Origin of the sequence: Frankia sp. CpI1-P (genome assembly GCF_001421075.1) — a bacterium.
Lineage (GTDB): Bacteria > Actinomycetota > Actinomycetes > Frankiales > Frankiaceae > Frankia > Frankia torreyi.
In genome coordinates this window covers 1-10,211 of record NZ_LJJX01000102.1, presented here as the reverse complement: position 1 = coordinate 10,211, position 10,211 = coordinate 1, and the positions used below count along the sequence as shown (strand labels likewise).

4 protein-coding genes and 3 pseudogenes are annotated in these 10,211 nt (G+C 69.5%); 4 read left to right on the top strand and 3 right to left on the bottom strand.

The window, feature by feature from the left end:
- Positions 1-49: 49 nt before the first annotated feature.
- Positions 50-499: a hypothetical protein gene (locus FF86_RS35130; protein ID WP_199865563.1), complete on the bottom strand. Its 450-nt coding sequence runs from the start codon at positions 497-499 to the stop codon at positions 50-52.
- Between the two features lie 2,174 nt (positions 500-2,673).
- On the opposite strand from FF86_RS35130, the pseudogene FF86_RS69455 reads away from it, so the two are divergent.
- The 4 genes and pseudogenes from FF86_RS69455 to FF86_RS69445 all read left to right on the top strand — a co-directional run.
- Positions 2,674-2,969: pseudogene (locus FF86_RS69455) on the top strand (hypothetical protein); the annotation flags it as partial.
- 1 nt (position 2,970) lies between these two features.
- Positions 2,971-3,126: effector-associated domain EAD1-containing protein (locus FF86_RS69450; RefSeq protein ID WP_396230198.1), on the top strand; the 156-nt coding region annotated here is incomplete at its 5' end.
- A gap of 711 nt (positions 3,127-3,837) precedes the next feature.
- Complete coding sequence (locus FF86_RS30370) at positions 3,838-5,970, top strand: hypothetical protein (protein WP_055871824.1); 2,133 nt, start codon at positions 3,838-3,840, stop codon at positions 5,968-5,970.
- A pseudogene (locus FF86_RS69445) lies at positions 5,957-7,456 on the top strand (helicase HerA domain-containing protein); the annotation flags it as partial. The gene FF86_RS30370 and the pseudogene FF86_RS69445, both read left to right, overlap by 14 nt.
- Before the next feature lie 2,442 nt (positions 7,457-9,898).
- On the opposite strand, the pseudogene FF86_RS69440 reads toward FF86_RS69445, so the two are convergent.
- Positions 9,899-10,054: pseudogene (locus FF86_RS69440) on the bottom strand (IS630 family transposase); the annotation flags it as partial.
- A gap of 1 nt (position 10,055) precedes the next feature.
- On the bottom strand, positions 10,056-10,198 hold a 143-nt coding region (locus tag FF86_RS69435; RefSeq protein WP_396230197.1), incomplete at its 3' end, for a transposase.
- Positions 10,199-10,211: the final 13 nt, after the last annotated feature.

The following is a 10,211-nucleotide window of genomic DNA, read 5'->3' as shown; positions in this document are numbered from 1 at the left end:
CCCATGATCAATCAGCCGACCTCGCGCATTAAAGGTCGGTAGCGCACCGTCACCACCGAATATGCGCCAGAGCCGTTGTTCTTACACTCCCCGACCCGGAACCCCCGTAACCAGACCCCGACCATTCAAGCTCTGTAGCTGTCCGGTCCAGATGCCGATGCGGAAGGTCTTGGCCGCTGTGAAGCCCTGCTGCTCGTAGTAGCGCACGAGTCGTCCGTCGCCGCCGGCCCCAGGACAGCGACCCGATGCGGTGCCCGGCGGCGAATGCCACCAGCGCGGTGTAGTGATCCGGCGCCTCAAGATCCAGCTCGCCCGACACGCAGGCACGGGCGAGGCCGAGCTCGCCGGGCGCCGACACCAGATGTGCGACCGCCTTCGGGCTGTTCACGCGAACGTGCACGGTGGCGTCGTCGGGTCCCGCGGCCGAGCCGTCGTAGGCGGTGAAACGGACCGGTGCCTGAATGGCCAGCGCCAACGCGTCGGCGACCGGCCGGCTCACGGGTTCTTCCTCTCGACGCCGCTGCTGCGTCGACCCGCCCCTGTCATCGTCCCTCAACAGTCTTGGCNTAGAAATCCAGCAGTCGCCCGTCTGGGTCGTAGGCCTTCTTCAACGCCGTGTACTCCGTGCCCCCGTAGGTGTCCCCGAACTCCTCGCGGGAGTAGAACGACGTGCTGTACAACGACTTGCGGCCACCGAGGTCCGCGACGAGGCGTTCGAGGAGACGGTTGTGCGCGTCGCGGGGTTCGCCGGGCGCGAGCCCCACCAACGACCAGATACCGACGTTCACGTACAGNTCGGCGGGGTCCACGCGGTACAGCGGCCAGACTGCAGCGGGGTCCCGCGCAAGCAGCGGAACAGCCACGCCGGCGCGATCGGTGGCCGTGATGTACGGTGAAGGCGNTGTCGACGACCGGCACCCGGTCCCAGCCTATGGTGCGCCGAACATATGTTGTTGCCGAACCCGGTAGAGCTGGGTGAGGGATATCGCTGCATGGGGCAGGAATCTCCGGCCAGCCATGTCGGGAACGGTCTCCCATGGCCCTCGGCTCCACGCCTCGAGCACGGAACTCACATTCTCCTCCGTCAACTCGAGCCACTCTATGCGACCACTCTCAAAGGAGCTGTGCGCGCCGCGGATCCGCCTGGCGATCTCGTTCTCGCTGAGGTCGGTCTGCGCGTGTGCGAAGAAATAGCCCTGCGCCTCCGGCAGATAGTACCCAAACCAGGAGAAGATGATATCGCCGACCAGGTCCTCCTTCTCGATCTGCAGCTCCTCAGACAAGGCGCGGCGGGCGAGAACGAAACAGTTCTCCTGCTTCGTCTCGGTCGGCCGAAAATTCATCGTCTCATGGGGCCCCACCTGAAAATATTCCTGCCAGGTCCGGACACCCGCGGTCCGCTTGATCAGCAGCACCTTTCCGCTGCGGCTACTCACCGTTATGTTCAACGCGATATTCGAGTTGGGCGCCCCCGCAATAACCGCCGCCAGTCCACCGTGCAGGGAGCCGCCGTCGGCATTAGTGATCCGCGAGGCCAACGTGTCGTAGATATCCCGATGATCGCGCATGATATCCCGGATGACGACGTTCTGGTAGTACCAGCCGCCGGTCACCGTGATAATAAGCTGCGAACCCTGGTCCTCCCGAGTGTCCAGGTCGAAGCCGACCAGCGAGGAGCACTGGCTGCCTTTCCCGCCGCTCTCCCCCAGCACCATCTCCTGGTAGCGCTCGATCATTTCGTCNGGGACCCAGTTCTGTGCGGTACGCCGGAGCCGTCTGACCTCCCCGACGTTGTCGTGCTCGTCCAGCACGCGATTCGCGTTCCACCGGGTTATCTCGTAGAAACCGACGTCCGCCGGGTTGAAGTCAAGCTCCGGCAGGTCGATATACAGCGGCTCGGCGCCGAGATAGTTGAGATACTCCGCCGGCCGCCGTCCTGACATTCTTTCGCCGGCGCTCTGAAAACAGTCGGCCATCACCCGGTAAAGAGATTCAAGGAACAACTGGCGGTCTTGAATTCTGTCTGGGAGCCTCTTGTCACGCTTCAGCGGGTTCAGCCAGGCAAAGATGTCTTCGGCGGTCCACGTCTCGACACTGTTCCATGACGCGGACTCCAGGATCTTGCGCTGCACGAGGTCGGCCAGGTGTTCGCGAGTGAGGTAGCCGCCTTCGTAGGGAGAAAACGCCCCACGCCGGTGATGTACTCTCCCCAGCCCCGCGCACAGAGCGCGCCGGTCGCCATCGACAGCATCCTTGAGTTGCTTATGCAGCGTCGGCAGGTCGAGGTTTTCTGAACTCGAGCTCACACGCGGAAAATACCGCGGTCACGGGTGGCCCCACAAGGACGCCCGACGGGGCCCGTGCCTTCGGCCGCGTCCGCCCGGCTGAGCCAGTGGGGGCATCGCCCGCGATCACCGACGCGGAGGAGCCCACCGGTCCGATTCGTGGGGGATGATCGCCGAGAAGGCACGAAAAGCCAGGTCGTGGCCCCTCAGGCGTCCCCCCTGAAGCGAGTCCGAGAGCTCAGAGCTGCCCCTACATTGAGCGCAGACGAACGCTCATGCTTGTCCCCGGGACCCGGCTCGGGTGCCCGAGGACCCTGGCGCCACCGACCAGCTCCCGCAGGAAGACAGCGGACGGACGCCAGGGCTGACCCCACTAAGGAGGCAGCCCATGGATACCGGACGCCACCGCCCCACACCATCACCTCGGCCGAGGGTGCACACATCCGCACCGCGGCCGATGAACGGCGGTGACCTGGCCTACGGCGTGTTGCTCTGCGCACTTGTGCTGGAGGCGCGACGGTGGCGCTCCAGCCGGGACCGGGTCAGGAGCCCGGTCCGAGCCGGCCGGCGCGCCGCCGAGCTCGATGCGGCCGAGCCTCTGAGCAGCGCCGAGGTGACGGCGCTCGCGACGGTGTTCGGGGCTCCGGACGCGGCGGCCCTGCTGTTGCGAAGGGCCGGCCTGGCNCCGGAGGCGTTCCCGGCCTTCACTCCAGGTATCCAGGCGCTGACTTTCTGGTCCGCCGTGGGGCTCGAACTTGGCCACGGGCGCGCGCCTGGCGGCCGGCGGCGGCTGCTCACGGAGGCGGCGGCCCTCTATCCTGGCAACCGCGTCTTCCGCTGACGGTCCGGTGGCGCCCTGGCGAGGCACGTCCCGTGCCCAGACCCCGAAACCATTCCAGACCACAGAACGATTTCATGGTACGGAGTACGGCGGCGGACGATCCTTCTAGGGTACTTCTGCGCGGTTTGTCTTTTTCGTCGTTTGCGATGAAGAAGACAAACCGCGCAGGTCAAAAGAGTTCCACCTACGTGNCTCCGCGCCAGCCGGCCTACGAGAATTTTCTGAAGATCGGCTTAATGCGAGATTTATCCCGCACTCGGCACCTAGACTTGGCTTCGTTCACCATCGNGTGAAGCGGCTGCCGCAGCGGCACCGCAAACTCNGACAGTCGCGTCAGGACGGCAATCCGNGGGCTGTGTTATGTCCGAGTCCGTGTTCCCGATTTCACCACCGCACACACGCGAGATCGCGCACCTTCTTTACGTGCCGGGGTGCCGCCTGGGGTGGGCGCCCGATCCGGCACCCGTACCCGAACCGGCGCGGCCCGATCCAGACAACGACGCNGATGAAGCCATCGCCCGCGAGCCGGCCGGCGTGGTCCGGCCCGCCGCGCACCCGAAAGGGGGACCACGGCAGGGGCCTCCGCGGGTGGCGGGCACACCGCGCCGGCGCGGATGGCGCCGGGCGCCCCGCTACCCACCGTTGTGGTCACTTATCGGGGGCTCGGCCGCGGCGCTCACGGTTGACCACCAGGTCTCGAGGGTCTGGTTGGTGGTCGTAACACTTGCGACGGCGCTCGTCGTCTTCAGGCTCTTCATCTCGGCAAAGAACAAGGATCACAGCGCATTCAGGTGGCTGCTCACGTCGCCGCTTCGCCTGAGCCTCAGCGCGTTCAGCCTCGCTGGCGTCGCCTCCGTCTACCTGATTCTCCGCGGCGAAACGAGGCCCCTGTTCATCGGCACCGTCGCGGCGGCCGCGGTACTCGGTGGTTGGCTGACGCTACCGCCGGTGATCCGCACCTTCCGGTCGGCTCGTGGCCGTAGGCCAGCCGGCGAACGGCCGCTCAGGGCGATTCCCCACGACGATGCGAACGCCTACGCGGCGGAGCCGGGCGCCGAGCCGTCGGGGGCCGTCCCGATCCATGTCGTGCCATCCGGGCCGCAACCGTCCGGCGCCCTGCCCCTGTCACGCCGGGTGCCAGCTGGCAGGCCGTCGCGGCTGCGCCCAGTCGCCTGGTCGAATCCACCTTGGCTCGTGGACGTCTTCGGTGGGCAGCGCACCGACGACCACGACGACGGAAGAGCTGGCCTGCTGGCGGTCCACATCCTGTCGTTGCTGGCCGGCGGACACCGGGTCTGGATGGCCGATCTCTCGGAGGACGACCTGTCCGGCATGGCGGCCGTGTACGCCGCGGCGGCCGGCGTGCCCGTGACCCATCACGACGTCCTGGGGTCCGTCGGCGCGTCGCCACTGATCGCCGATCTTCCCAATCATGTGTATCCACAGATCATCGCCAAGGCGGTCGGGGCGCTTCGTCGCCATGATGACGGTCGGGTCGAGCACCTGGCGGAGATGCTCCAGGATGTCGCGGACCGGTTGTCCCCGCATCGAACCATCACGTTCGGCCTTCTCGTCGACGCGTTGTTCGTCCTCAGCGGCAGGTCCGACAGCCGCCGCGGGCTGCTGTCCGCCGACGAAGAGCATGCGCTCACCTGGGCGATGGACGTCCTGGTCCCGGCGGGCAGCAGCAGAGTGGACGACCTGCAGCTGTTGTGCGGGGCACTCGGCCCGCTGGCCCGCGCGGACGACCGCGAGCACACGGTCTCCGCGGAACCGGCCCGGCCGATCAGCTGGCGGCCGACAGAGGGGCTGCACGTGCTCGAGGTGGCGACGGCCGACGAGGGCGATCCCGCGAAAGACCTCGTCGATCAGCTCGTCATCCAGCGGGCCATCTGGGAGGTGGGCCGACGGTGGCGCGCGGCGCTCGCCCCCGACCACCGCCCAGTTCACGGCCCCGCTGACGTCATGGTGCTCAGTCTGGGCCAGGCCCGGGTCGACCCGGCGCACATCAAGCGGCTGCGCGCGGCCTGCCAGCGCGCGGGCATCGGCCTGCTGACGTTCTTCGACGACTTCGACGACACCGCGAAGGAGATCTACAACACCAGGAGCGGCTTGAGTCTGTTCATGCGATTGGGCAGCGGGGCGCATGCCGCCGCGGAGGCGATCGGTCACGAGCACACTTACCAGCGCGCCGACATCGGCAAGGAGCTCAGCCTGACGGCGACCGAGACCGACACGGTTGGCGAGTCGACGCAGGGCGGGACGTCAAAGACGGTCGGGTCCAACAAAAGCCACACCTGGGGTCACGACTCGCCGATCAATCCGATTCCGGACTCCGTCGCGGTAGCACGGGCCAGAGAGCGCGCGACGACGACCACCCGCATGACCGGCATCGAGCGCAGCGCCTCCCAGGCGCTGGCGTGGGTGCACGGCTCCCACGAGGGCTGGCATCGTGTCTACGACCATCGTGTCGAGGCCGTGACGCTCCAACAGCTCTATCCCCACGAGGCCCTCGCCGTGCACAGCCACGGGATAGAAGCGATGGACTGCAACCCCGCGCTCGCACTGCTCCCCTTCGTGGTCGAGCCCGCGCGGCGGGTGGGCGACCCAGCACCGGCGGTCGGCGGGCGCCGGCCGAGCTCCGAGCTCCGGACGCCGCCCCCGCGGCCGCGTAGACCAGCGATCCCGGGCTTCGGCCAGGCCCGCGAGACGCTGCCCGGTCCCGACACCGACGGTGCCGGACTCCTCGACTGGCCGCAACCACCGGTCGCCAGCCGCCGGCCGCGCCCCTGGCTGCGGCGCCCCTCAGCTCCCTCGTTCAGGGGGCCTGATGGCCCTCACTGACGGGATGGCCTTCCACCGGCTGACGTGCGCACCGAGACCCACGCGCCAGGGCGGCGCCGACGACACCCCGGCGGCGCTGGTCGCCGCGCTGGCCGGGCTGCATGCCGACCTCAGCGGGCCGCTCTCGCCGGGTGACCTGGTCGCGGCGGCGAGGCCAGCGTTCGCCGTTGCCTGGCTGCGCCGCCCCGGTCGGTCGAGCATGGACTTCCTGGTGGGCGGCCGGCCGGGAGTCGCCGTCGTGCCCTGGCACGGCGGAGGTGGGTACGCGGCGGGCGGGGGCACCGAGCGACCGGTGCATTATCCTCCCGGCGCCACGGGGTCTGCGCTGCCCAGCGACCAGACGGCCGACTGGCTGCGCGAGCTGCCTTTCTGGGTGCGCTGCGCCGGCGCGCCAGATGCGCTCTGGGCCGCCGGATCCGGTGCGTCGTCGGGAGCCGCAGGCGGAAGCGGTGCGGGCAACGGCGGGGCGGGTGGCTCGCCGGGCGGGCGAGCCGACGGCCGGCCGGCGCGGACCTCCTTCGACACCTATGCCGCGTACTTCGACGAGCCGTTCGGCTGGCTCGTCGTCGCCGAGCCGCTGCCGCCGGAGGTCCTGGCCGTCGAACTCGGCGCGACGGTACGTGCGGGCGCCGCGCATAAGCGCCAGGAGGGCGTCGCGGAGGCGCGCGCCGCGGTCGACAGAGCCGACGCCCGCTACCGAGAGCTCAGTACGGTCGGCACCATCGGCGTCTGGGCCGTACATGTCCTCGCCGCGGGACGCACCCCCGCCAGGGCCTGGTCGATGGCCGGCCTGCTGTGCGGGGCGAGCGACCTGGAGTCGCTGCCGTACGCACTTCGGCCCGCAGGCGCGGCCACGGCATTCGACGATGTCGGCGACGGCGACCGGCCCCCCGCCGGGGAGCCGTTCCACAGCGAGGCCCAGCGTGCCCCCCACGGGCCTGCCGGCTCGGGCGCGTTCCGCCCGCCCGCCGGCGACGCGGCCCCGGCGATGCAGGCGAGGCGGCCGGGGAACCTTGAGCCCCGGTTCCGGTCACCGCTGCTGGGCACCGCCCATCTGCTCGCCGCCATCGCCCGGCCACCCCGCCGCGAGCTGCCGGGCATCAGGCTGGTCGTGCCGCACACCTTTGACGTCACCCCGGAGGGGCCCGCCGGCCCCGACGGCGAGGCAGGCACCGGGTACCCGCTGGGCCAGGTGCTCACTGCCGCCCGCACCGATGCCGGCCCGGTGCTCGTCTCGGCCAGCACGCTCAACCGGCACGCATTCGTATGCGGCGCGACCGGCTCTGGCAAATCCCAGACGGTTCGCTGGCTGCTCGAAAACCTGTCCACCGGTCGGGACCGGCAAGTGCCGTGGCTGGTCATCGAGCCAGCGAAGGCGGAGTACGCCCGGATGGCGGGCCGGTTAAGCGCCGGAGCGGCACCGCTGCTGATCCGTCCCGGCGAACTCGACGTGCCTCCCGCCGGGCTCAACCCGATGGAGCCGGAGNCGGACTTCCCGTTGCAGAGTCACATCGACCTCCTCCGGGCGCTGTTTCTCGCGGCGTTCGAGGCCGAGGAGCCGTTTCCCCAGGTCCTGTCGCTTGCAATGACCCGTGTCTACGCGGATGCAGGCTTCAATCTGGTAACCGGCCACGCCGGCCCGAGCAGCAGCAAGACGGACCGCCGCCCGCGGTACCCGACGCTTCGCGAGTTGCAGGCCGCGGCCAGCCGGGTCGTCGACGAGATCGGCTACGGCCCGGAGACCGAGGCCGACGTGCGCGGTTTCATCGACATCCGGATCGGCAGCCTCCGTGAGGGCACCTCCGGCCGGTTCTTCGAGGGCGGTCACCCGCTGGACATCGGCCGACTGCGAGATCGTGACGTCATCCTGGAACTGGAGGACCTCACGAACGATCAGGACAAGGCATTCCTGATGGGTACCGTCATACTCCGGATCGTCGAGCACCTGCGCGTCAAGTATGGCCGCGGCGGGCCGGGCGAGCTCCAGCACGTCATGGTGATCGAGGAGGCACACCGGCTCCTGAAGAACGCGCCCGACGGCCCAGCCGCGGCCGCGGTGGAGTTGTTTGCCACCNTGCTCGCCGAAATCCGCGCCTATGGGGAGGGCGTCGCCGTCGTCGAGCAGATCCCGGCCAAGGTCATCCCCGATGTCGTCAAGAACAGCGCGTTGAAGGTGATGCACCGGCTACCGGGTGCGGACGACCGCGCGTTCGTTGGCGCGGCGATGAACCTGCAGCCGGAGCAGTCCGAGCAGGTGGTCGCGCTTCCGCCGGGCGAGGCGGCGGTCACCGTGGATGGCATGGACTTCCCGGTACTGGTCCGGGTGCCGTTCGGTGAGGAGCGCGAGAAACGGGACGGCGCATCCGGTGCCGACCCACCGCTGGTGGCTTCCCGGAGCCGGCTCTGCCCCGCGGAGTGCCTGCGGCTGCCGTGCACGCTGCGACAGATCGACGCCGCCAACGGGCTGGCGAAGACCCCGGTTGTCACCACGTGGACAGAGGCCGCCGTAGTCGCGCACCTGGTCGGGCGCAACGCGGTCGGGCCGAGCCCGCGGGTGCGCCAGACTCTCGGCAAATTCGCCGGTCAGGCTCCCCTCGTCTGCGCGCTCGTGAGCGCCGTCGACCGCGCGGTCGACGCTCGGCGGGCGCTTCTGCGCACCTGGGTGGACCCGGACGCCTTCGCGGACCACATCCTGGCGGTCCTTCGCGGGCAGCTGGCCACCGAACCAGCGGACCCATTCGGCCGGGGCCGAGTGGACCGTTGTGACGCGTCGCGCTGGGCGGGCGGCCCCTATCGATGGTCGGACGTGCTGCAGACCCTGCGAGCCGAGCCACCGGACGCGCCGCGCCACCCCAGCACCGACGAGTGGACGCGGCGCGGCCTCTGGATCGACGCTCCCACCGCCGCGCGACAGCTGGCCCTACTCCTGACGGCGCCCGAGTACGGCGAAGGCGGGGACGACGTGCTGGTGGGCGACACCGCGGCAAGTGGACTGCTGGCGGCCACGGCAGCGCTCGCCTCCGGCCCGACGCTCGAGCGCCAGATCAGCGCCGCGTTCGAAGCCGCCTGCCCGCGGCCCATCAACGGGGACCTCGGATATCTGGTCGCAGGCGCCGCACGCGATATCGAGCGCCGGCGCACCGGGCAGACCGACCTCGGCGGCGCCTGACGGGCAGACACGGACCAGCCGGCAACAGACGGCCGCTCAATTGACAAGGAGAAGAAAGAGATGGGTAGTGAGCTGAAGGTCGGCGCCTTCGCCGAACTGAAAGTCGGCCGGGCGGAATCACCCGGCGGCAAGCGGGGTGTGGAAAATCGAGCGGACCGCGCCGCCGAGATGCCCGACGACTGCACGTGTTCCGACGGGCCCAACGCCGACGGGCAGCAGCTGGACTCCGCGTCCACCCAGCGCATGTTCACGTCGAACAAAGGACCCGCGGAACGCCGCCGCTGGGAGCGGGTGCCACCCAATGACCCGCCCACGGAGCAGGCCCAGCCCACCGAGCCCGCACCGGAGGGCCCGGACACGCAGGCCCAGAGCCCAGACGGGCCTGACGGGCCTGACGGCGCCATGGGCGCGGACGGCAGCGGGGCCGCGGACGGCGGCGGTGCGGACGGCGGAGGAGGGGGAGGAGGAGGCGGAGGGGGAGGAGGAGGCGGAGGGGGAGGAGGAGGCGGAGGGGGAGGAGGAGGCGGAGGGGGAGGAGGAGGCGGAGGGGGCTGACTCGCCATCGGGTGGGCCGGATCAGCGCTGTGCGGCAACGATCCGGCGCCTGCACCGCCCCTGTAGGACTCCCAGGATGCGGTCTCGGCCCGCGCATCGGCCGGCTCGGCAGCGAACAGGCCCGCGTCTAGGNCATCTCTGTGGAGGGCAGAACGTGGTGCAGCCGGCCTGCTCCCACCGTGCTATCAGCACCGCTACCGACCTTTAATGCGCGAGGTCGGCTGATTGATCATGGGATGGTGTCAAGGTCAACCCGGTGCCCGCCAGGCAGCCCTCGAGCAGGTCAGGACGGTGTCCGACCCGGCTCATGCCGCGTCGGACCAGACTGGTGAGATGATCGACGTCGACCAGGACCCGGTTNGCGATCTCCCCGCGTTTCAACAGCGACCAGACAGATTCCACTGGATTCAGCTCCGGGCTGTACGACGGCAACCGGATCACGGTCAGCCACAGGGAGTTCGCCGCGATGAACGCGAGCATTTCCGCGCATCGATGGGTGTTCAAACTATCCCAGACC